Source organism: Gordonia paraffinivorans (assembly GCF_900683595.1).
GTDB lineage: Bacteria > Actinomycetota > Actinomycetes > Mycobacteriales > Mycobacteriaceae > Gordonia > Gordonia paraffinivorans.
Map to the genome: position 1 here is coordinate 347,245 of NZ_CAACYD010000005.1, position 22,370 is coordinate 369,614.

At 70.0% G+C, this 22,370-nt stretch carries 16 protein-coding genes and 1 pseudogene; 3 read left to right on the forward strand and 14 right to left on the reverse strand.

The window, feature by feature from the left end:
* Positions 1–3: 3 nt before the first annotated feature.
* The 11 genes and pseudogenes from E1P53_RS03725 to dop all read right to left on the reverse strand — a co-directional run bounded on the left by E1P53_RS03725 (position 4) and on the right by dop (position 12,315).
* Positions 4–890: pseudogene (locus tag E1P53_RS03725) on the reverse strand (DUF4333 domain-containing protein).
* Positions 891–1,120: 230 nt separating this feature from the next.
* The gene (locus E1P53_RS03730; protein ID WP_131733515.1) at positions 1,121–3,916 is read right to left on the reverse strand and encodes a DEAD/DEAH box helicase; all 2,796 of its coding nucleotides are present in this window, start codon (positions 3,914–3,916) and stop codon (positions 1,121–1,123) included.
* Positions 3,913–4,887: a twin-arginine translocase subunit TatC gene (gene tatC / locus E1P53_RS03735; RefSeq protein ID WP_006899431.1), complete on the reverse strand. Its 975-nt coding sequence runs from the start codon at positions 4,885–4,887 to the stop codon at positions 3,913–3,915. The genes E1P53_RS03730 and tatC overlap by 4 nt, the downstream gene beginning before the upstream one ends.
* A 20-nt stretch (positions 4,888–4,907) precedes the next feature.
* A complete protein-coding gene (tatA, locus tag E1P53_RS03740; protein WP_006899432.1) occupies positions 4,908–5,165 on the reverse strand; it encodes a Sec-independent protein translocase subunit TatA in 258 nt (85 codons plus the stop codon).
* A 53-nt stretch (positions 5,166–5,218) separates the two neighbouring features.
* Positions 5,219–6,205 carry a helix-turn-helix transcriptional regulator gene (locus tag E1P53_RS03745; protein WP_109236968.1) on the reverse strand — a complete coding sequence of 329 codons (987 nt, stop codon included), beginning with the start codon at positions 6,203–6,205 and terminating at the stop codon, positions 5,219–5,221.
* A complete protein-coding gene (locus E1P53_RS03750) occupies positions 6,205–7,197 on the reverse strand; it encodes a helix-turn-helix transcriptional regulator (protein ID WP_006899434.1) in 993 nt (330 codons plus the stop codon). Before E1P53_RS03750 ends, E1P53_RS03745 begins: the two co-directional genes overlap by 1 nt.
* A 77-nt stretch (positions 7,198–7,274) precedes the next feature.
* Positions 7,275–8,633 (reverse strand): Pup--protein ligase, encoded by a 1,359-nt coding sequence (pafA, locus tag E1P53_RS03755; protein ID WP_040526447.1) that lies wholly within the window; start codon positions 8,631–8,633, stop codon positions 7,275–7,277.
* Between the two features lie 69 nt (positions 8,634–8,702).
* The gene (prcA, locus tag E1P53_RS03760; protein ID WP_131733516.1) at positions 8,703–9,503 is read right to left on the reverse strand and encodes a proteasome subunit alpha; all 801 of its coding nucleotides are present in this window, start codon (positions 9,501–9,503) and stop codon (positions 8,703–8,705) included.
* Positions 9,500–10,381 carry a proteasome subunit beta gene (prcB, locus tag E1P53_RS03765; RefSeq protein ID WP_006899437.1) on the reverse strand — a complete coding sequence of 294 codons (882 nt, stop codon included), beginning with the start codon at positions 10,379–10,381 and terminating at the stop codon, positions 9,500–9,502. Before prcB ends, prcA begins: the two co-directional genes overlap by 4 nt.
* The gene (locus tag E1P53_RS03770) at positions 10,378–10,569 is read right to left on the reverse strand and encodes a ubiquitin-like protein Pup (RefSeq protein WP_004019064.1); all 192 of its coding nucleotides are present in this window, start codon (positions 10,567–10,569) and stop codon (positions 10,378–10,380) included. The genes prcB and E1P53_RS03770 overlap by 4 nt, the downstream gene beginning before the upstream one ends.
* 246 nt (positions 10,570–10,815) lie before the next feature.
* Complete coding sequence (dop, locus tag E1P53_RS03775; protein WP_109236966.1) at positions 10,816–12,315, reverse strand: depupylase/deamidase Dop; 1,500 nt, start codon at positions 12,313–12,315, stop codon at positions 10,816–10,818.
* A gap of 81 nt (positions 12,316–12,396) precedes the next feature.
* Here dop and glgP point away from each other — a divergent pair, with 81 nt between their 5' ends.
* Entirely contained in the window at positions 12,397–14,937 is a 2,541-nt protein-coding gene (gene glgP, locus E1P53_RS03780) for an alpha-glucan family phosphorylase (protein WP_181954799.1), read from the forward strand.
* Here glgP and E1P53_RS03785 read toward each other — a convergent pair.
* The 3 genes from E1P53_RS03785 to E1P53_RS03795 all read right to left on the reverse strand — a co-directional run bounded on the left by E1P53_RS03785 (position 14,934) and on the right by E1P53_RS03795 (position 20,370).
* On the reverse strand, positions 14,934–17,438 hold the full coding sequence (locus E1P53_RS03785; RefSeq protein WP_131733824.1) for an FHA domain-containing protein: 2,505 nt from the start codon (positions 17,436–17,438) through the stop codon (positions 14,934–14,936). The two genes, glgP and E1P53_RS03785, sit on opposite strands and share 4 nt — an antisense overlap.
* A 120-nt stretch (positions 17,439–17,558) precedes the next feature.
* Entirely contained in the window at positions 17,559–19,346 is a 1,788-nt protein-coding gene (arc, locus tag E1P53_RS03790) for a proteasome ATPase (RefSeq protein WP_006899441.1), read from the reverse strand.
* A gap of 193 nt (positions 19,347–19,539) precedes the next feature.
* A complete protein-coding gene (locus tag E1P53_RS03795) occupies positions 19,540–20,370 on the reverse strand; it encodes a tRNA (adenine-N1)-methyltransferase (RefSeq protein WP_131733518.1) in 831 nt (276 codons plus the stop codon).
* Between the two features lie 130 nt (positions 20,371–20,500).
* Between E1P53_RS03795 and E1P53_RS03800 the strand changes: the two genes are divergently transcribed.
* Together E1P53_RS03800 and E1P53_RS03805 are read left to right on the forward strand one after the other, a co-directional pair.
* Entirely contained in the window at positions 20,501–21,394 is an 894-nt protein-coding gene (locus tag E1P53_RS03800; RefSeq protein ID WP_131733825.1) for a RecB family exonuclease, read from the forward strand.
* A 50-nt stretch (positions 21,395–21,444) separates the two neighbouring features.
* The gene (locus E1P53_RS03805; RefSeq protein WP_131733519.1) at positions 21,445–22,305 is read left to right on the forward strand and encodes a thioesterase family protein; all 861 of its coding nucleotides are present in this window, start codon (positions 21,445–21,447) and stop codon (positions 22,303–22,305) included.
* Positions 22,306–22,370: the final 65 nt, after the last annotated feature.

Sequence of the window (22,370 nt, forward strand, 5' to 3'; positions counted from 1 at the left end):
CGATCAGCTCGGGCGCGAGACCTCGTACTTGCCGTCGTCGTCGATGAAGGTGACGGTGACCTTCTGGTCCTGGCCGCCGACCTTGACCGAGCAGGTGAACGACTCGCCCTTCTTCACGCGCTGACCCGACGGGCACTTGACGTCGCTCACCTCCGAGGCCTGGTAGTCCTCGGTGAGGATCTTCTGGACGCCCTGCTGCGCGGCCTGCTGGTCGAGGTTCTTCGGCGCCCAACCCGGCCTGCGAAGGCGGTGATCAGCAGGATCGCCGCGACGAGGACGAGCACACCGCCGCCGGCGAACAGCGCGGTGCGCAGCTTCTTGTTCGACTTCGGCGGAGTGGCCATCCCGGCGAACTGATCCGATCCACCGAACTGCTGGCCGTAGGGGCCCTGAGTGCCCGGGGCCTGGCCCGGCTGGCCGAACTGACCCGGCTGGCCGAACTGACCCGGCTGACCCGGCTGGGCGAACTGACCGGGCTGACCCGGCTGGCCGTACGGCTGCGACGGGCCGCCGAAGCCGGGAGCGCCGTAGTTCGGCTGTCCGGGTGCCTGCTGGCCGAAGCCCTGCTGATCGGGCGGACCGTACTGCCCGCCGGGCTGCGAGGCCGGGAACGCCACCTGGGTCGGCTGGGCCTGGCCGGGCTGGGGCGGGCCCGGGTCGGGCTGGTTCTGCGGGAATCCGCCCTGCGGCGGTTGGCCGTACGGATTCTGCTGGTACGGGTTCTGCGGTGGCTGACCGAACGCCGGGTTCTGGTTGACGGTGGTCGGGTCGGCCTGCGGCGCGCCTGCGCCCTGTTGTGTACCCGGCGAGTTGATGATCTCGGTCTTGTCCGAAGATCCCGGCCGGCCCGGGTCGGGTTGGGACGGATTCGGGTTGTACGGGTCGGTCATGAGTCCCTCCCACTCGGCCTGACCCCTCTGTGGGTGTCGGCGAACTGTGACGTCACGCGGCAGCGCCGGGAGCGATCCCACCCCGACACCGAATGCGCGATGAACGTTACCTCAGCTGATGGCGAGTATCAGGAAACGATCCACGGGACGCGCGGGCACGTCGTCCGGCCGGCGGACGACGGGGCCGGTCGGCTCCGTTGACCAGCGACAACCTTGCTCGCGCCTGGTTCTCAGCCCAGCTCGGCCGCGACCACACCGCGCCGGATCGCCTTCACCGCCGCACGAGCGGTCCCGCCGAGACGCGTGTCGGTGCCGACGCACAGCCGGATCTGCTCGAGCAGGTCGATGACCTGGCGGTTCCAGCGCACGAAGTCGCCCGGCGACAGCAACTGTCCCCGCTCGCCGGCCAGGACGAGGGCCTCTGTCAAGGAGCGTCCGGAGGCCCAGGTGGCGACGGCGAGCGAGAACCCGGTGTCGGGTTCGCGCGTGGGGGTCACCCGATGGCGGGCCTCGACGGCGGTGACGCGGTTCCAGATGTCGACGGTCGCCCCCAACGCCACGCGCAACGACCGGCTGCCGGGCATCGTGTCGATGCCGCCGTAGCTGTCGCGACGGCTCTCGAAGACGAGGGCGGCGACGACGGCGGCGAGATCCGACGGCGACAGTTCCTCCCACACACCGGCGCGGATGCACTCGGTGACCACGAGGTCGCTCTCGCTGTAGATGCGGGAGAGCACCCGCCCGGCGTCGGTGACGCGCATCGTGTGGCCGGTCGACTCCGAGGCGTCGCGGACCTTCTCGAGATATCCGAGCTCGGTCAGCACGCCGACGATGTGGTCGAAGGTGATACCCAGCGTCGACGTGCGTTCGCCGATGGCGCGCTCGGCGTTGACGATGTCGCGCAGGAGCCGGTTGCGCCGCTCGGCCAGACGGAACAGTTCGTCGCCGTTGTCGAGTTGATGGGCCGGGTGCTCGCGCAACGTGCGCCGGAGAGCACGCAGCTCGGGGTCGTCGGCCGCATCCGACCGCTTCTTCGACCGTCCGCGCGGCATCTCGATGCCGGTGGACCGCAGTGCGGAGGCGAGGTCGCGGCGTCCGCGCCCGGTCCGGCGATCGGCGTTCTTCGGCAGGCGCATGTTGCCCAGGACCTCGGGCGGATTCACGAAGTCGCGCAAGGCGACCCGGCCACACCATGCGTCCTCGGTGACGACGAGCGGCTTGGGGTCGGCGGCCTGCGTCGCCGGTTCGACGACCACCGCCAGACCGCGGTGCCGGCCGACCGGCACCGCGATGACGTGGCCGCGCTTGAGTGCGGCGAGGTCGGCGACGATCGCGTCCTCGGTATGGATACGCTTGCGGTACTTCAGGTCTCGCTCGCGGCGCCGGATGTCCTCGCGCAGGGTGATGTACCCGAGGAAGCCCTCGTAGGGTTCGGCGTCCTCGCCGCCGCCGGGTTCGAGTCCCCTCGCCTCCGCGGCGCGGGCGAGTTCGGCGTCGAGCCGGCGCAGCGCCCGCTGCGACTCGTGCAGCTTGCGGGCCTGCCCCACCACCGACCGGTCGGCCTGGAACTGCGCGAACGACCGGTGCAGGAGTTCACGCGCGCCGTCGAGTCCGAGCCGGTCCAGCAGGTTGACGGCCATGTTGTATTCGGGCGAGAAGGAGCTTCGAAGCGGGAAGGTGCGGGCGCCGGCGAGACCGGCGACCTCCTCGGGCACCACCTCGGGGGTCCACACCACGACGGCGTGTCCCTCGACGTCGATGCCGCGGCGACCCGCCCGGCCGGTCAGCTGCGTGTACTCCCCCGGCGTCAGGTCGACGTGCGACTCGCCGTTGTACTTGACGAGACGCTCGAGCACCACCGACCGCGCCGGCATGTTGATGCCGAGCGCGAGGGTCTCGGTCGCGAACACCATCTTGACCAGACCCTTGACGAACAGTTCCTCGACAGCGTGCCGGAACATCGGCAACAGACCCGCGTGGTGCGCGGCGAGGCCTCGGCGCAGTCCCTCGCGCCATTCGTCGACGCCGAGGACGTCGGCGTCGCCCGGCGACAGGTCCGACAGGTGCCGGTCGACCACCTCGTCGACGGCGGCCGCCTCCTCCGGCGCGAGCAGGGACAGCCCCGAGCGCAGGCACTGCGACAGCGCCGCGTCGCAGCCGGCGCGCGAGAAGATGAAGTCGATGGCCGGCAGCAGGCCCTCGCGGTCGAGCACGCCGACCATGTGCGGCCGAGACAGGACCGCGCCCCGGCCACCCCGGTGCCGGGGCGCGCCGCTGCGGCGGCCGCGGCCCCGGGCCTCGCGGTCGTCCTCGGCGAGGAGGATGCGGTGCCGGATCTGGCGCTTGAGGTCGGGATTGACCCGCGGCCGGGCCCCTGTGCGCCTCTCGGGGGCGCGGTCGGCGGGGTCGAACAGGTCGAACAACCGGTTGCCGACCAGCATGTGCTGCGACAACGGCACCGGCCGGTGCTCGTCGACAATGACCGAGGTGTCTCCGCGCACGGTCTGGATCCAGTCGCCGAACTCCTCGGCGTTGCTGACCGTCGCCGACAGGCTCACCACCCGCACCGACGGTTCGAGGTGCAGGATGACCTCCTCCCAGACCGCCCCTCGGAAGCGGTCGGCGAGGAAGTGGACCTCGTCCATGACGACGTGCGACAGGCCGTCGAGGGCACGGGACTCGGCGTAGATCATGTTGCGCACGACCTCGGTCGTCATGACGACGACCGGGGCGTCGGGGTTGATCGACGAGTCGCCGGTGAGCAGGCCGACCGACTCGTGGCCGTGGACGGCGACCAGGTCCGCGTACTTCTGGTTGCTCAGTGCCTTGATCGGCGTCGTGTAGAAGCACTTGGTGCCGCCGGCCAGGGCGAGATGCACGGCGAACTCGCCGACGATCGTCTTGCCCGCACCGGTGGGGGCGCAGACGAGAACGCCGTGCCCGGCTTCGAGGGCCTCACAGGCACGGCGCTGGAAGTCGTCGAGTCCGAAGTCGAGCAGCGACGTGAACGCGTCGAGGTGCGTCACAGGACGTCGTCGAACGTGTCACGGTCCCGCGTGGAGGTCCTGGTGGCGTTGGGGGCCCCGGAGGCCGAGGTCGCGACCGGCGACGGCGGCGGGACCGGGCGCATCGGCGGCAGCGGGCTCGCCTCGTCGTCGGAGAGTCCCTCCCACGCCGGGGCCTTCTTGGCCAGCCGCTTGTCATGGATGCGGGCGAACTGGATCGCGAACTCCAGCAGGACGGTCAGCGCCAGCGCGAGCGCGAGCATGGTGAACGGATCCTGGCCGGGCGTCACGATCGCCGCGAACACGAACATGGCGAAGATCAGGCCGCGCCGCCACTTCTTGAGCCGCTCGTAGGGCAGCACGCGGACGATGTTCAGCGCGATGATCAGCAACGGGAGCTCGAAGCTCACACCGAAGATCACCAGCACGTTGATCATGAAGCCGAAGTACTGGTCGCCGGCCAGCGCCGTGACCTGCACCTCGTTGCCGACCGTCAACAGGAAGTCGAAGGCCTTGGCGACGACCACGTAGGCGAGAACGGCACCGGCGACGAACAGGGTCGTCGCGATCGACACGAATGCGAGGCCGTAGCGGCGTTCGTTGTCGTGCAGGCCCGGGGTGATGAACTGCCACGTCTGGTACATCCAGACCGGGCACGCCATCACGATGCCGGCGGTCAGCGCGACCTTGAGTCGCAGCATGAACTGGTCGAACGGACCGGTCGCCAGCAGACGGCACGAGTCGTCGGCGGTCAGGCTCGCCCGTGCCGAGGGCGGCAGGTCGCAGTACGGGCCGCGGAGCATGTCGCCGAGCGACGGCACGCCGAGGAAGCCGTAGCTGTACCAGACGAAACCCAGGATGGTGGTCGCGATGATGGCCAACATCGAGATGACCAGTCGCGTGCGCAACTCATAGAGATGCTCCACCAACGACATCGTGCCGTCGGGGTTGAGTTTGCGCTTGCGGTATCGAGGGTCGAAGGGGATGCGCACCCGAACTCTCCGACGCGCCCCTATGCCGATTTCTTGGCGTCGGCGTTCGACGAGGTGCCCGGCTGCTCGCCGTCAGCGGACGGGAGTTCGCGCTGGGGCTCGGCGGGAGCCGCGGAGGCCGACGGCTGGTCGTCCTTCTGCATCTCCTTGACCTCGCTCTTGAAGATGCGCAGCGACTGCCCGAGGCCTCGAGCCATGTCCGGCAGCTTCTTCGCGCCGAACAGAAGCACCAGCACCACGACGACGATCGCCCAATGCCACGGTGACATGAAGCCCATGAGTAAACCCTTCAGGTCGAAGCCAGATGAAACTGATGCTACCCGAGTCCAGCTCAGACCGTGTCAGGCGCCGACCGGCGATATCGGTCACGTGCGCGGGCGGCGGCCACGGCGACGGCCTCGGCGATCGCCGGTTCGTCGACCACCCGCACCGATCCGCCGAACCCGAGCACGAAGCGGGTCAGCCAGTCGGGCGAGCCGTAGACCATCCGGACGCGCACCGGCTGGTCGGGCTCGCGGTCCTCGATCCGGGTGATCGGCTCGACCGGGTAGTAGTCGAGAATCCACAGGTGATCCGGGTCGATCTCGAGTTCGACGGCGGGCAGGTCCGGGTTCTCGGGCAACAGCACCGACTGCGGCGACGCCTCGGCTTCGGCCGGCGGGCGGCTCGACTCGTCGAGGGCCTCCGCGGTGTCGATGCGGTCGAACCGGAACAGCCGCACCCCCTCGGCCATCCGGCACCACGCCTCGAGGTAGGTGTGCTGGTCCATCACCTGCAGGCGGATGGGGTCGACGACCCGCTCGGAGACGCTGTCGCGGCTGGCCGAGTAGTACCGCAGCCGCAGGGCGCGACCCTTGCGGACCGCCTCCCGGACGGTCGTGTAGGTGGGGTTGTCCCCCGCCGGCTCCGAGTCGTCGGGACCGGGCAGACCCGGGACCGCGGTCGCCCCGACCGCCTCCTCGATCTTGGCGATCGCCCGCCGGGCGGCCGCGACGTCCACGACGCCGGGGGTCTCGACCAGGGCACGGAGCGCGACGAGCAGGGTGCTCGCCTCGATCGTCGTCAACCGGAGCGGACGGTCCATACCAGCGGTGAAGCCGACGTTCACGAACCCCTCGCTGAACTCGAGTTCGATCAGGTCGTCGGGGTAGTAGCCGGGCAGCCCGCAGACGAACAGCAGCTCGAGGTCCTTGGTGAGCTGGGTCGGGGTGACGCCGAGTTCGCGAGCGGCCTGCTCGATCGAGATGCCGTTGCGGGCCTGGAAGTACGGGACCATCGCCAGCAACCGGGTGAGCCGCGACGGCTGTGCTGCGGCCATCAGGCGCTCACCCCCGCCAGCCGGTCGAGTGCGGCGACCACGAGGTCGCGCAGTTCGGGCGGGTCCAGGACGACCGCATCGGCGCCGGCGCCGAGCACCATCCGCGCCACCGCCGACAGCGAGTGGATCTCGACGGTCAGCACGTCACCCGCCTCCCCGTCCAGCTCCCCCGGCTCGGAGGCCGCCGCCGCACGTCGCAGGCCGGCGGCGCGCCCGGCGGCCACCCAGATCCGCGCGGTGCGGCCGTCGGTGCCCGCGGCGGAGTCGACGGCGGCGGACACGATCTTCTGCAGGTCGGTGCCCTCGGGCACCGTCACCGCGCCGGCGCGACCGACCGCCTTGACCGAGGAGATCCTCGACAGCCGGAAGGTGCGGGTCGCCTGACGGTCGAGATCGTGGCCAACGACGTACCAGCGTCCGCGATGGGACACCACGCCCCAGGGCTCCAGGCGACGGGTCGCCGGGGTCGCGGTCGCCGAGGAGCGGTGCGTGAACTCGACCGCACGCCGGTCCTGGACGGCGTTGAGCAACCCGGCGATGACCTGCTCCGAGCCCATCGACCGGGTCGAGCCGCCCGCGGTGATGCCGAGGTCGTCCTCGCTGCGTACGTCGAGGCCGGCGGCGCGGAGCTTGAGGATCGCCGACTGCGACAGGGTCGACACCTCCGGGGTGTCCCACAGCGCCGCGGCCATCGCGATCGCCGCGGCCTCCTCGGAGTCCAGGGAGATGTCGGGCAGTTCGTAGGTGTCGCGGTCGATGCGGTAGCCCTCGGCACCGCCAGACATCGGGGAACGCCCGGTCACCAGCGGGATGCCGAGGTCGCGCAGTTCGTTCTTGTCGCGCTCGAACATCCGGTTGAACGCCTCGTCGGACTGGCCTTCGTCGGAGTAGCCCGCGACGTTCTTGCGGATGTACTCGGCGGTGACGTACTGCCGCGTCCACAACAGGCAGATCACGAGGTTGAGCAGTCGCTCGACTTTGGGAGTGGCCACAGGGTCAGGTTAGAACGTACGTGCGGTCGGTGGGCGAAGGCACGCGGCGCCGGCACAGACCTGCCGGCCCCGCCGCGTCACATCGACGCGATCAGTCGGTCGACGCGCTCGTCGACGCTGCGGAACGGGTCCTTGCACAGCACGGTGCGCTGGGCCTGGTCGTTGAGCTTGAGATGGACCCAGTCGACGGTGAAGTCGCGTCCGGCCTTCTGCGCGGCGGCGATGAAGTCGCCGCGCAGCTTGGCGCGCGTGGTCTGCGGCGGCTCGGTGACCGCCTGCTTGATCGCCTCGTCGGTGGTCGCACGCGCGACGAGCCCCTTGCGCATCAGCACGTCGAACACGCCGCGCCCGCGCTTGATGTCGTGGTAGGCGAGGTCGAGCTGGGCGATCTTCGGGTCGGAGAGCTCCATCGAGTACCGGTCCTGGTAGCGCTGGAACAGCTTGCGCTTGATGACCCAGTCGATCTCGGTGTCGACCTTGGAGAAGTCGTCGGTCTCGACCGCGTCGAGCATGCGGCCCCACAGGTCGACGACCATGTCCATCTCGGGATCGGGACGCCGGTTGGCCATGTGCTCGACGGCGCGGGCGTGGTACTCGCGCTGGATGTCGAGGGCGCTGGCCGTGCGGCCGCCGGCGAGCCGGACCTGGCGGCGGCCGGTCGGGTCGTGACTGACCTCGCGGATCGCGCGGATCGGGTTGTCGAGGGCGAAGTCTCGGAACGCCACGCCGGCCTCGATCATCTCCAGCACCAGCGCCGCCGAACCGACCTTGAGCAGCGTGGTCATCTCCGACATGTTGGAATCGCCGACGATGACGTGCAGACGCCGGTACTTCTCGGCGTCGGCGTGGGGTTCGTCGCGGGTGTTGATGATCGGGCGCGAACGGGTGGTCGCCGAGGAGACGCCCTCCCAGATGTGCTCGGCGCGCTGCGACAGGCAGAACGTGGCCGCCTTCGGGGTCTGCAGGACCTTGCCCGCGCCGCAGATGAGCTGGCGGGTGACCAGGAACGGCAGGAGCACGTCGGAGATGCGGGAGAACTCCCCCGCCCGCACGACGAGGTAGTTCTCGTGGCAGCCGTAGGAGTTGCCGGCGGAATCGGTGTTGTTCTTGAACAGGTAGATGTCGCCGCCGATGCCCTCGTCGGCCAGGCGCTGTTCGGCGTCGACGAGCAGGTCCTCGAGGACCAGCTCACCGGCGCGGTCGTGATTGATGAGCTGGATCAGGCCGTCGCACTCGGCCGTCGCGTACTCCGGATGCGAGCCCACATCGAGGTAGAGCCGGGCACCGTTCTGCAGGAAGACGTTGGAGGAGCGTCCCCACGACACGACGCGCCGGAACAGGTACCGGGCCACCTCGTCGGGGCTGAGCCGACGATGACCGTGGAACGTGCACGTGACACCGAATTCGGTCTCGATGCCCATGATTCGTCGCTGCACTTGACCAACCCTACCCGCGGGACCCGCGGACGACCGGGCATGAGAACCCGGCCGCCGCGAGCCGTCGCGTCACTGATTCGATCCGTCTCCGGAGTCGTCGGATGTCGTTTCCCCGGTTGGGGTGTCGCCAGTCGACTCCTCGGCGGAGGCGGTCGGAGCCGGCAGGTACTGCTCGACCGCCGCGGTGGTCAGACGCTTGAACGCCCGCCGCGGACGGTTGCGGTCGAGGATCGCGACCTCGAGGTCGCCGGCGGTGAGTTGCCGGGGCGTGCCGGCCGTGCCGTTCCCGGCGTCGGTCGGCGTGGCCAGGGCCTTGACCGCAACGCCGATCGCCTCGCCGAGTTCCATGTCGGGCCGGTAGGTCTCCCTGAGCGCGGCGGCGATGGGCTCGGTGTTGCCGCCCATGACCAGGAACCGCGTCTCGTCGGTGATCGACCCGTCGTAGGAGATCCGATACAGCTGAGACGGTTTCGGCTTGCCCGGGCGGGCGACCTCGGCCACGCACAACTCCACCTCGAACGGCTTGGCCTGCTCGGTGAAGACGCTGCCGAGCGCGTTGGCGTAGGTGTTCGCCAGCGACAGGCCGGAGACATCGCGCCGGTCGTAGCTGTAACCGCGCATGTCGGCGAGCTGGATGCCCGCCTTGCGCAGACTCTCGAACTCGTTGTACTTGCCGACCGCGGCGAAACCGATCCGGTCGTAGATCTCGCTGGTCTTGCGGAGCGTGTTGGACGGGTTCTCCGCCACGAACAGCACACCGTCGGCGTAGGTCAGGATGACCACGGACCGGCCGCGGGCGATCCCCTTGCGTGCGAGCTCCGAGCGATCGCGCATGATCTGCTCGGCGCTGGCGTAGTACGGGAACGTCATCGCGCACCCCCCTCGTGCTGGGAGGCGCGGCGTTCGACGACGGTCCGCGCCACGTTCTCGATCTCGTCCGCGTCCACCTCCCGGGCGCCCTCGGCGTCGACGACGGCGGCCATCGGGAAGATCCGGCGCACCAGGTCCGGACCGCCGGTGGCCGAGTCGTCGTCGGCGGCGTCGTAGAGCGACTCGACCGCGATCGACAGCGCCTCGTCGGCGGTCAGGTCCGGACGGTAGAGCTTCTTCAGCGACGACTTGGCGAAGACCGAACCGGAGCCGATGGCGGTATAGCCGCCGAACTCCTCGTGCCGGTCGCCGGCCACGTCGAAGGTGAAGATCCGGCCCGGTTCGCGCGGGTCGTCGTGGTCGGTGTCGTACCCGACGAGCAGCGGGATCGCCGCGAGGCCCTGCATCGCCGCGCCGAGGTTGCCGCGGACCATGCTGGCCAGGCGGCTCACCTTGCCGTCGAGGGTCAGCGGGACGCCCTCGATCTTCTCGTAGTGTTCGAGCTCCACGGCGAACAGGCGCACCATCTCGATCGCGATACCCGCGGTGCCGGCGATGCCGGCCGCCGAGTAGTCGTCGGTGATGTAGACCTTCTTGACGTCGCGGGTGGCGATCAGGTTGCCCATCGTGGCGCGCCGGTCACCGGCGATCACCACGCCGCCCGGGTAGGACACGGCGACGATGGTCGTGCCGTGCGGGATGTCGCCCGCACCGTCGACGCCCCCGGCGAAGGTGCCCACGCGGTCAACCTGCGCCTGGGGCAGCTGCTCCGGGGCATGGCGCCGGAGGAACTCGGTGAACGACGAGATGTCGGCGCCCAGAGCGGAACCGGTACGGAACTGTGAGAGTGGGGGCAGTGAACCGAAACCGTCGCTCACTGGCCGCCCTTCTGCACGTACGCACGCACGAAGTCCTCCGCGTTCTCCTCGAGAACGTCATCGATCTCGTCGAGCAGGTCGTCGGTGTCCTCGGCAAGCTTCTCGCGACGTTCCTGTCCGGCACCGGAATCGGGGCCCACGCCCTCGTCGTCGCCGCCACCACCACGCTTGGTCTGTTCCTGCGCCATCTGCTGCCTCCTTCAACCGATCGCCCCGTGTCGGGCTGCCCGTGACCGAGCCACCCAGGATCTGTTCGATCCGTCGGATCCGACCGGTGATCACCGGAAGCGACCCGTGGTGATTCGGCCTCGGAATCGTGTGCTCCCACACTACCTGTGGGAGCGACAACTGGGGCGGAACGAAGCACAACCCGGCGCCGTGTCCGACGCGCAGCGGGCCTCGTGAGGTCTCCGGTTTCCCGAACGCTCCCGGTCCTAGGTGGTGAGCTGGTCGACGAGCTCGGCGGCCGAGTCCACCTGCTCGAGCAGCTTGCCGACGTGCGCCTTGGTGCCGCGCAGCGGTTCCAGGGTCGGGATGCGCACCAGGGAGTCGCCGCCGAGGTCGAAGATGACCGAATCCCAGCTCGCCGCGGCCACATCCGCGCCGAACCGGCGCAGGCACTCGCCGCGGAAGTAGGCGCGCGTGTTCTCCGGCGGCTCGTGGACGGCGCGCAGCACGTCGTTCTCGTCGACGAGGCGCTTCATGGAGCCGCGCGCGACGAGCCGGTTGTACAGGCCCTTGTCCAGCCGGACGTCGGAGTATTGCAGGTCGATGAGCTGCAGGCGCGGCGCCGACCACGACAGCCCCTCGCGCTGGCGGAAGCCCTCGAGGATGCGGAGCTTGGCCGGCCAGTCCAGGATGTCGGCGCACTCCATCGGGTCGCGCTCGAGGCGGTCGAGGACGTCGGCCCAGGTCTCGAGGACGTGCTTGGCCCGCGCGTCGTCGGAGTGCTCCTGCTCGTGGAACTTCATGCAGCGTTCGAGGTACTCGCGCTGCAGCGCCAGGCCGGTCAGCTCGCGGCCGTCGGTGAGGGCGACGGTGGCGGTCAGGGTCGGATCGTGGCTGATGGTGTGGACCGCCTGGACCGGGCGCGCGAGTTCGATGTCGGAGAAGTCGACGCCGGCCTCGATCAGGTCGAGGACGAGGGCGGTGGTCCCGACCTTGAGATAGGTCGAGGTCTCGGCGAGGTTCGCGTCGCCGATGATCACGTGCAGGCGGCGATAGCGCTCGGGGTCGGCGTGCGGCTCGTCGCGGGTGTTGATGATGCCGCGCTTGAGGGTGGTCTCCAGGCCCACCTCGACCTCGATGTAGTCGGCACGCTGAGACAGCTGGAAACCGGCCTCGTCGCCGGACTGCCCGATGCCGACGCGACCGGATCCGACGATGACCTGGCGCGAGGCGAAGAACGTGGTGAGTCCCGCGATGACCGCGGTGAACGGCGTCTCGCGGGCCATCAGGTAGTTCTCGTGGGTGCCGTAGGAGGCGCCCTTGCCGTCGATGTTGTTCTTGTACAGCTGCAGCTTGGGGGCACCGGGAACGCTCGCCACGTGGCGTGCGGCGGCCTCCATGACGCGTTCGCCCGCCTTGTCCCAGATGACCGCGTCCATGGGGTCGGTGACCTCGGGCGCGGAGTACTCGGGATGGGCGTGGTCGACGTAGAGCCGGGCGCCGTTGGTGAGGATCATGTTGGCCGCGCCGATCTCGTCGGCGTCGATGATCGGGGCCGGGCCGGACCCCCGGCCGAGGTCGAAGCCGCGCGCATCGCGCAGCGGGGATTCCACCTCGTAGTCCCAGCGCGTGCGCTTGGCCCGCGGCACCCCGGCCGCCGCCGCGTAGGCGAGAACGGCCTGGGTGGAGGTCATGATCGGATTCGCGGTCGGGTCGCCGGGAGCGGAGATTCCGTACTCGACCTCGGTACCGATGATTCGCTGCATGCTTCGAGGGTAGAGGGTGGCCCGGAGGGCCTCGCATCGTCCCGTTCGCAGGTGGGGCCCGGTGGCAGTACCGTCATCGCCGTGAGAGCATTCCGCCGGTTCACCGTTCGGGTACCGCTGCCTGCCGAACTCGCCGCCCTCGGCCCCCTCTCGCAGAACCTGCGCTGGGCGTGGCATGCACCCACGCAGGAGCTGTTCGCCACCGTGGACCCGGATCTCTGGGCGCGAACCGGCGACCCGCTCCGGGTGCTCGCCGACGTCGACCCGGCGCGGTTGGCGCACCTGGCCGCCGACGAGCGCTTCTGCGCGAGGGTCGAACAGATCCACGACGAACTCCGGCAGTACCTCGCCGCCGGCCAGTGGTTCGGCGGCTTCGCACAGACCCACCCGGTCCCGGCCGGCATCGCGTACTTCTCGATGGAGTTCGGCGTGTCCGAGGTCCTGCCCATCTACTCCGGCGGCCTCGGCATCCTGGCCGGCGACCACCTCAAGGCGGCGTCGGACCTGGGCCTGCCGCTGATCGGCGTCGGCCTGTTCTACCGCTCCGGATACTTCCGGCAGGGCCTCGACCGCGACGGGTGGCAGGTGGAGCGCTACCCGGTGAACGATCCCGCCGACCTCCCGATGACGTTGCTCACCGAGGACGGCGCGCCGGTGCTCGTGGAGATCTCGATGCCCGAGGGCCGGACGCTGACCGCGCAGATCTGGGTCGTCGAGGTCGGCCGGATCCCGTTGCTGCTGCTCGACTCCGACATCGCGGCCAACACCGACGACGCGCTGCGCGGGGTGACCGACCGCCTCTACGGCGGCGACCAGGAACACCGGATCCTGCAGGAGATTCTGCTCGGCATCGGCGGGATGCGGGCGCTGCGCGAGTACGTGCGCATCACCGGCCGTCCCGAGCCGACGGTCTTCCACATGAACGAGGGACACGCCGGCTTCCTCGGCACCGAGCGCATCCGCGAACTCGTCGCCGGCGGACTCGATTTCGACACCGCCGAGGCGGTGGTACGGGCGTCCAACATCTTCACCACCCACACCCCCGTCCCCGCCGGCATCGACCGCTTCCCCACCGAGCTCGTCACCCGCTACCTCGACGCCGACGAGTCCGGGATCTCGCGTCTGTTGCCGGGTCTTCCCGCCGCGACGGTGGTCGAACTGGGCGACGAGGCGGACCCTGCGGTGTTCAACATGGCGCACATGGGTTTCCGGCTCGGCCAGCGCAGCAACGGCGTCTCGCGGCTGCACGGCGAGGTCAGTCGCGAGATGTTCGCCGACCTGTGGCCGGGATTCGACGCCGCGGACGTCCCGATCGGGGCGGTCACCAACGGCGTCCACGGCCCGACCTGGGTGGCGCAGCGGTGGCGTGACTTCGCCTCGAGCGACGAGGATTCCGCGCCCGAGGCGTACGCGGCGCTGCCGGACGAGACGATCTGGTCCACCCACGAGCGGCTGCGCGCCGACCTCGTCGACGAGGTGCGCCGGCGAGCGCACGCCAGCGGACGCGACCGCGGTTTCACCGAGGCCGAACTCGCCTGGACCGCCGACCTGTTCGACCCGAAGGTGCTGACGATCGGGTTCGCCCGCCGCGCCGCCACCTACAAACGACTCACCCTGATGCTGCGCGACCCCGACCGCATGCGCCGCATCCTCACCGACCCCGACCGGCCGGTGCAGCTGGTGATCGCCGGCAAGGCCCATCCGGCCGACAACGGCGGCAAGTCGCTCATCCAGCAGATGGTGCGGTTCACCGAGGACCCCGCGTTGCGCGACCGCATCGTCTTCCTGCCGGACTACGACATCTCGATGGCCCGCCACATCTACGCCGGGTGCGACGTCTGGCTCAACAACCCGGTGCGACCGATGGAGGCGTGTGGGACGTCGGGCATGAAGTCCGCGCTCAACGGCGGACTCAACCTGTCGATCCTCGACGGCTGGTGGGACGAGATGGCCGACGGCGAGAACGGCTGGGCCATCCCGTCCGCCGAGGGCGTGGCCGACGAGAACCGCCGCGACGATCTCGAGGCCGAGGCGCTCTACACGCTGCTCGAGGAGACCGTCATCCCGCTGTTCTACGACCGCGACCACCGCGGCGTGCCCACCCGCTGGGTCGAGATGATGCGCCACACCCTCACCCGGCTCGGCCCGAAGGTGCTCGCGTCCCGGATGGTCCGCGACTACACGACCGAGCTGTACTGCCCGGCGGCCGCGGCGTTCGAGGCCGCATGCGCCGACGACCACTCGGGTGCGCGCGATCTGGCGGCCTATCGCCGCGCGCTGGAGACCTCGTGGGGTTCGGTGCTGATCGCCGGCGTCGAGGACGAGAGCCTCGACGGCGAACTCCGGGTCGCGGCACACGTCGGCCTCGGCGGGCTCGACCCGGAGACGGTGCGGGTGCAGCTCGTCCTCGGCCGTGTCGACGACGAGGGCGAGATCGTCGAACCCGCGATCACCGACATGTCCCCGACCGAGCGCGACGCGTCGGGCCGGACGGTGTTCGCGGTGACCGTGACGCCGCCGGCGTCGGGGCACCTCGGCTACACGGTGCGGGTGCTCCCCCGCCACGACCAGCTCTCGCACGACGCGGAGCTGGGCCTGGTGCGGTACCCGGTGGCCGGTTAGCGCTTCTTGAGCCGCAGCCTCGAGTAGGTGAACGCCAGCAGCAGCACGCTGATCACGGCCAGCACCGCGTAGGCGAGCGCGGAGTGCGCGACCGAGGTGTCCCACAGCGAGATGCGCTGCGGCGCGGCCGGGTTGATGTCGTGGAGGTCGACCGCACCGGCGGCCGCCACGTAGCCCCAGAACGACGGGAAGATCCACGACAGCTGCTGCAGCACCGCGCCGTCGAGCTTGAAGAGGCCGCCACAGAACACCAGTTGCACCATCACCACGATGACCAGCGGCGGCATCACCTGCTCGTTGGACTTCACCGCCGACGAGATGGCCAGGCCCACCAGGGTGCTCACGCAGGCGAGCACACCGACCGCGACCAGCAGCGCCAACGGCGGCGGCAGCACCGGCCCGCCGTACTCGGGCAGCCCCCGGCCGGCGAAGGTGATGCCGACCATGATGACCGTCTGCAGCACCGCGGCGACGAAGAACACCACGACCTTGGCGAAGAGGTAGGCCCCGGGCCGCAGCCCGACGGCTCTCTCGCGTTCGAAGATGTCGCGCTCGCCCACCAGGTCGCGCACCGTCAGCGCCGCTCCCATGAACGCCGCGCCGACGACGAGGACCACCAGTATCTGGATCGCCTCGGCGCCGTCCTTCGGCGGCGGCGCGTTGGGGATGACCTCGAGACGGGCGAAGCCGCTCGATCCCGGGATCACCAGCGTCAGGAGGCCGAGGACCACCGGCAGCAGCACCAGGAAGACGAGGTAGCCGACGTCGGCGAAGACGAGCCGGACCTGCCGGCGCGCGATCGTCGACGCCTGGCGGGGGAAACTCGTGTGCGGCACCGGGATCGGCGGACCGGGCGGCCGCTGGGCCGGTGGCGGTGCCTGGCTTCTCCGATGCCGCTGGAGGTACCGCGTATGCGCGGCGTCGGGCTGATCGGCGACGTAGGCGAATATCTCCGCCCAGTCCGACGTGCCCATCTCCTGCTCGACCTGCGACGGCGGGCCGCAGAACGAGGTCTTGCCGCCGGGCGCGAGGAGCAGCACCTGATCACACATCGACAGGTAGGTCAGCGAGTGCGTCACCACGAGCACGACGCGGCCGGCGTCGGCGAGGCGACGCAGGGTCGCCATGACCTGGCGGTCGAGCGCCGGGTCGAGGCCCGACGTCGGCTCGTCGAGGATCAGCAGCGACGGCCCGGTGAGCAGCTCCATCGCCACCGAGGCGCGTTTCTGCTGACCGCCGGACAGCTTCTCCACGCGGGTGTCGACGTGTTCGGTGAGCTGCAGCTCGCCGAGCACGCCGTCGATGACGCGGTCGCGATCGGCCGTGGACAGGTCCGGTGGGAGGCGCAGCTCGGCTGCGTAGCGCAAGGCCTGTCGCAGCGTGAGCTTGTGATGGAGGACGTCCTTCTGCGGGACCATGCCGATGCGGGTGCGCAGCGCCTCGTATTCGGCGTGGACATTGCGGCTTTCGAAGGTCACCAGGCCCGACGTCGGCGAGTTCAGTCCGGCCACGATCTTCGACACCGTCGACTTGCCGGCACCCGAGGGACCGATCACCGCGGTGAGCGTGCCCGGGCCGGCGCTGAAATCGACGTCGGCGAGGAGCCGCTTGCCGCCGTCGACGACCAGGCTGACGCCGTGCACGTGGAGGCCGTCGGCGACCGCCGCGCGCTCCTGCCCGCGGATGAGGGTCCCGGCGGACACCACGAAGTCGCTGTTGCCGATGGTCACCACGTCGCCCTCGTTCAGCGGCGCGCTCGCGACCCGGTGGCCGTTGACGAAGGTGCCGTTGACCGAGCCGAGGTCCTCGATGACGAGCATCCCGCCGCGCGTCGACACGCGGGCGTGGTGGCGCGAGGCGAGGACGTCGCTGACGACGATGTCGTTGTCGGGGGTGCGTCCGATGCGCTGGACGCCGTGCAGCGAGATCGACTCCCGCTCGGGTGGCGTCGGCGCCCCCGGGAGTCGATAGACCGCGGAGACGTTCTGCTGCAACGACTGCAGATGCGGCGCGCTGCGCAGCTCCGGGGGCATCGGCGCGGGCGCCGCCGGACGCGGCGGGCCACCCGGGGACATGGCGGCGGGCATGCGCCCGGACAGCGGCGCGCTGCCCGGCCCGCCGAACCCGGCCGACCGGGGACCCGACGGGAACGCGCCGGGCGGGGCGGGCGTGCGCGGCACGGAACCGGGAGGCCGGTGGCCGGCGGGGTCGAACGCGACGTCGAGGACGGGACCGGTGGTGGCGTCGCCGAGACGCACCCGGGTCGGACCGGAGACCGCGAACTCCGGCACCCGCTGTCCCCTGGCGAAGAAGCCGTTGGTGCTGCCGAGGTCGACGAGATACCAGGCCGACCCGCGCCACTCGATCGCGAGATGGCGTCGCGACACCAGCGGGTGGTTGACGACGATGTCGTTGTCGGGCTCGCGGCCGAGGGTCAGACGCGGGGACTCGCCCAGCGGATGGGGCGGCCCGCCGTCGACGACCACCCGTCCACGCGCCATCGGAGAACTGTTCATCGCCGCCAACCTTAAACCGAGGAGCCCCTGGAATCGGCGTATGTACACCAGACGGCCGACCCCCGGAGGAGTCGGCCGTCTGGTGGGAGACGAGGTGCGCTACCGCTACAGGTACTGACCCGTGTTGGTCTCGGTGTCGATCGCGCGGCTCGCGCCCGCGCTCTTGCCGGTGACGAGGGTCCGGATGTAGACGATCCGCTCGCCCTTCTTGCCCGAGATCCGGGCCCAGTCGTCCGGATTCGTGGTGTTGGGCAGGTCCTCGTTCTCGGCGAACTCGTCGAGGATCGAGTCGAACAGGTGCTGCACCCGCAGACCCGGGGTACCCGTCTCCAGCTGCGACTTGATCGCGTACTTCTTGGCCCGGTCGACGACGTTCTGGATCATCGCGCCCGAGTTGAAGTCCTTGAAGTACATGATCTCCTTGTCGCCGTTGGCGTAGGTGACCTCGAGGAAGCGGTTGTCCTCGCTCTCGGCGTACATCCGCTCGACGACCTTCTCGATCATCGCCTTCACGCAGGCCGCGCGGTCGCCGCCGAACTCGTCGAGATCGTCGGCGTGGATCGGCAGGTCCTCGGTCAGGTACTTGGAGAAGATGTCGATCGCGCTCTCGGCGTCGGGGCGCTCGATCTTGATCTTCACGTCCAGGCGGCCCGGACGCAGGATCGCGGGGTCGATCATGTCCTCGCGGTTCGACGCACCGATCACGATGACGTTCTCGAGGCCCTCGACGCCGTCGATCTCGCTGAGCAGCTGCGGGACGACCGTGGTCTCGACGTCGGAGGAGACGCCCGAACCGCGGGTGCGGAAGATCGAGTCCATCTCGTCGAAGAACACGATGACCGGCGTGCCCTCGGAGGCCTTCTCGCGGGCGCGCTGGAAGATCAGCCGGATGTGACGCTCGGTCTCGCCGACGAACTTGTTCAGCAGCTCGGGGCCCTTGATGTTGAGGAAGTAGGACTTCGCCTCCTTGGCGTCGTCGCCGCGGGCCAGCGCGATCTTCTTCGCGAGCGAGTTCGCGACGGCCTTGGCGATGAGCGTCTTGCCACAGCCGGGCGGACCGTAGAGCAGCACGCCCTTCGGCGGCCGCAGCTGGTAGTCGCGGAACAGGTCCTTGTGCAGGAACGGCAGCTCGACGGCGTCGCGGATCTGCTCGATCTGGCGGCCGAGACCGCCGATGTCCTCGTAGCCGACGTCGGGGACCTCCTCGAGCACGAGGTCCTCGACCTCGGCCTTGGGGACCCGCTCGAAGGCGAAGCCGGCCTTGGTGTCGATGAGCAGCGAGTCGCCCGGGCGCAGCTTGCGGCGGTTGCCGTCCTCGCCGTCGACCTCGCCGAGCAGCGGCTCGGCCAGCCAGACGACGCGCTCCTCGTCGGCGTGGCCGACGACCAGGGCGCGCTTGCCGTCGCCGAGGACCTCACGCAGGGTGCTGATCTCGCCGACCGTGTCGAAGTCGCAGGCCTCGACGATGGTCAGGGCCTCGTTGAGACGCAGCGTCTGGCCCTTGCGGAGGTTCTCGGTCTCGATGTTCGGCGAGCAGGTGAGCCGCATCTTGCGACCCGAGGTGAACACGTCGACGGTCCCGTCGTCGTAGGTCTCGAGAAGCACGCCGTATCCGCTCGGCGGCTGGCCCAGGCGGTCCACCTCTTCGCGCAGGGCGACGAGTTGCTGCCGCGCCTCCTTGAGGGTGTCGAGGAGCTTCGCGTTGCGGGCCGTCAGGGCCTCGACGCGCTCCTGGAGTTCCCTGGGGTCCGCCTGGCGTCCGAACGACGGGCGTTCGGAACCACTCCGCGCGAGAGGCGGCGTGTAGGCAGGGGTGAATCCCTCGTCGGGTGTGGTCGCGCTCTCGGGGACCGCGGGGTCCCCGGTGGCGTCGTGACGGTCAGATTCGGTCATTGCTGACTCCTCTCCCCGGCAATCACCCGATCCCTCGATCGGAATGCTCGCGCCGTATCACTACGCTACCGGGGCCGACCGAGAATCGCCCTCCACCCCGCGATCGGCGGTGTTGACGGTGTGTTAAATCTGCGTGTTCGCAATGTGATCGCGACCTTCGCGGCGGTCGGCCGCCCGGCGACCCGGCCGCGACTCAGCCGCGGGTGGGCCGACGCTGCGGGCGCAGCGTCGTGGTGCCGTCGGCGAGGCGGCGGGCCGTGATGAGAAATGCGGTGTGGCCTTGCATTTTGTGCTCGGGCCGCACGGCCAGTCCCACGGCCGACCACTCGCGCAGAAGGGTCTCCCAGGCACGCGGCTCGGTCCAGCACTCCTGCTCGCGCAGCGCCTCGACGACGCGCGAGAGCTGGGTGACGGTCGCGACGTAGACGGTCAAGACCCCTCCTGGCCTCAACACCGTGCGCACCACGTCCAGCGTGTCCCACGGGGCGAGCATGTCGAGGACGACGCGGTCGAAACGCTCGTCGGTGTCGATGTTGACCAGGTCGTCGACGGTGAGGTGCCAGTTCTCCGGCCGGCCGCCGAAGAAGGTCTCGACGTTGCGGACCGCGTGCTCGGCGTGGTCGTCGCGGATCTCGTAGGAGACGACCTCGCCCTCGGAGCTGACCGCGCGCAGCAGCGAGCACGTGAGCGCACCGGAACCGGCGCCGGCCTCGAGCACGCGGGCGCCTGGGAAGATGTCGCCCTCCATCACGATCTGGGCGGCGTCCTTGGGGTAGATCACCTGCGCGCCGCGCGGCATCGACAGCACGTAGTCGACGAGGAGCGGACGCAGCGCGAGGTACTGGGTGCCGCTGGTGGCCGAGACGATGCTGCCCTCGGGGGCGCCGATGAGGTCGTCGTGGGCGATGGCGCCGCGGTGGGTGTGGAAGAGCTTGCCCTCCTCGAGGTGCACCGTGAACTTGCGACCTTTCGCATCGGTCAGCTGCACTCGATCGCCGACGACGAACGGTCCGGTGGTGGGCACAGGTGCTTCCTCTCGTGGAACTTGCCGGAATGGGCGGTCAGGACGATACCCGACCGCCGGGTGCCCGCCGATCGCGCGTCGGAGCCACGCGGTGTCGGTGGCGAGGCCTAATCTGCGAGACGTGAGCACGATGACCGGCACCGACACCCCCGACACGGCCGCATCCCCGTCGTCCGACCCGGCGTCGACGGCTCCCCCGTCCGGCGGGCGCGGCATCGTCGGGCGCCCGCTGGCGCTGTCGCCCTCGCGGGCCGCCGACTTCAAGCAGTGCCCGCTGCTCTACCGCTACCGCGCCATCGACCGCTTCCCCGAGACGCCGACCCCGGCCCAGACGCGCGGCACCGTCGTGCACGCGGCGCTGGAGAATCTCTTCGACATGCCCGCCGAGCTGCGCACGCAGGAGTCCGCGGAGTTGCTGGTGGAGGGCGCCTGGGCGGCGCTGTGCGAGGAGGACCCCAAGCTCGCGCGCATCATCGGCGAGGGTGGCCAGGAGGCGTTCCTCGCCGGGGCCCACAAGCTGATCGCGACCTACTACACGATGGAGAACCCGACCGCGTTCGACGCCGCCGCGGTCGAGGAGCACGTCGAGATCGAGGCCGACGACATGCTCATGCGCGGCTTCATCGACCGCATCGACATCGCGCCGACCGGCGAGATCCGGGTCGTCGACTACAAGACCGGACGCTCCCCCGGCGTGGCCTTCGAGTCCAAGGCGCTGTTCCAGATGAAGTTCTACGCCCTGGCGATCCTGCGGACCCGCGGCGTGGTGCCGGCCCGGCTGCAGCTGATGTACCTCGCCGACGGCCAGCAGCTGATCTACCACCCCGACCACGAGGAGCTGTTGCGGTTCGAGCGCACGCTTCGGGCGATCTGGCAGGCGATCCGGACGGCCGTCGCGTCGGGCGACTTCCGGCCGAAGAAGACCGGGCTCTGCCGATTCTGCGAGCACAAGGCGCGCTGCCCGGAGTTCGGCGGCGAGATCCCGCCGTACCCGGGCCCGCCGCCCGGTTTCGACGCGGGGTGACCCGCCACCCCCGGACGCAGCGACTATGTCGTTTGTCATAGGCTGGCGGCGTGGAGAAGGCGTACTACGAACCCGTCGAGGCGCCGGCGTCGTCCGGCACCGGTCCCGACGCGGACCCGACGGTGACCCATGAGTTCTTCCGGCCGACCCCGGCCACGCTGAGCGTCTGGTCGCCCACCATGCAGCACGGCGGACCGCCGTCGGCGCTGATGATGCGCTCGCTGCTGCGGTGCGACCCGGATCCGGCCCAGCACTTCACCCGCGTGACGACCGAGATCCTCGGTCCGATCGGATTGGGCGTCAACCGAATCCACGCGCGGGTCACCCGCCCGGGGCGACAGATCAGCATGGTCGAGACCGAGCTCGACGTGCAGCAGCCCGACGGCTCGTTCCGCACCGCCGCACGGTCGGTCGGCTGGCGCATCCGCGCGGCGGACACCGCCGAGATCGCCAACGCCCCCGCTCCCCTGGCCGCGCGTCCGGACGAGCTCGAGCGACACATCGGGTTCCCCGACGACAGCGGCGAGGCGGTCGACTGGGGCACACTCGGGTTCATCGGCACCGTCGAGTCGGCGCGCACCGAGGGACGCTACGGCGAGACCCCGGCGGTGTGGCTGAGACCGGTGATCCCGCTGGTGGACGGCGAGAAGACCAGCGACCTCGAGTCGATCTTCACCGTCATCGACGTCGCCAACGGGCTGGGCACCCGCCTGCGGCCAAACAAGTGGTCGTGGATGAACACCGACACCACCGTGCACCTCACCCGCGTGCCGAGCGGGCCGTGGGTCGGCATCGACGCCCACATGGTCGCCGGGCCGGACGGCTTCGGCGCGACCTTCGGCGAGCTCTTCGACACCTCCGGCCACATCGGCCGGTCGGCGCAGACGGTCATGCTCAACGCCGTCGGCTGACCTCGGGCATCGACGAGAAGAGGGGCCCGTCACCGGCCGGTGACGGGCCCCTCTTCTCGTCGATG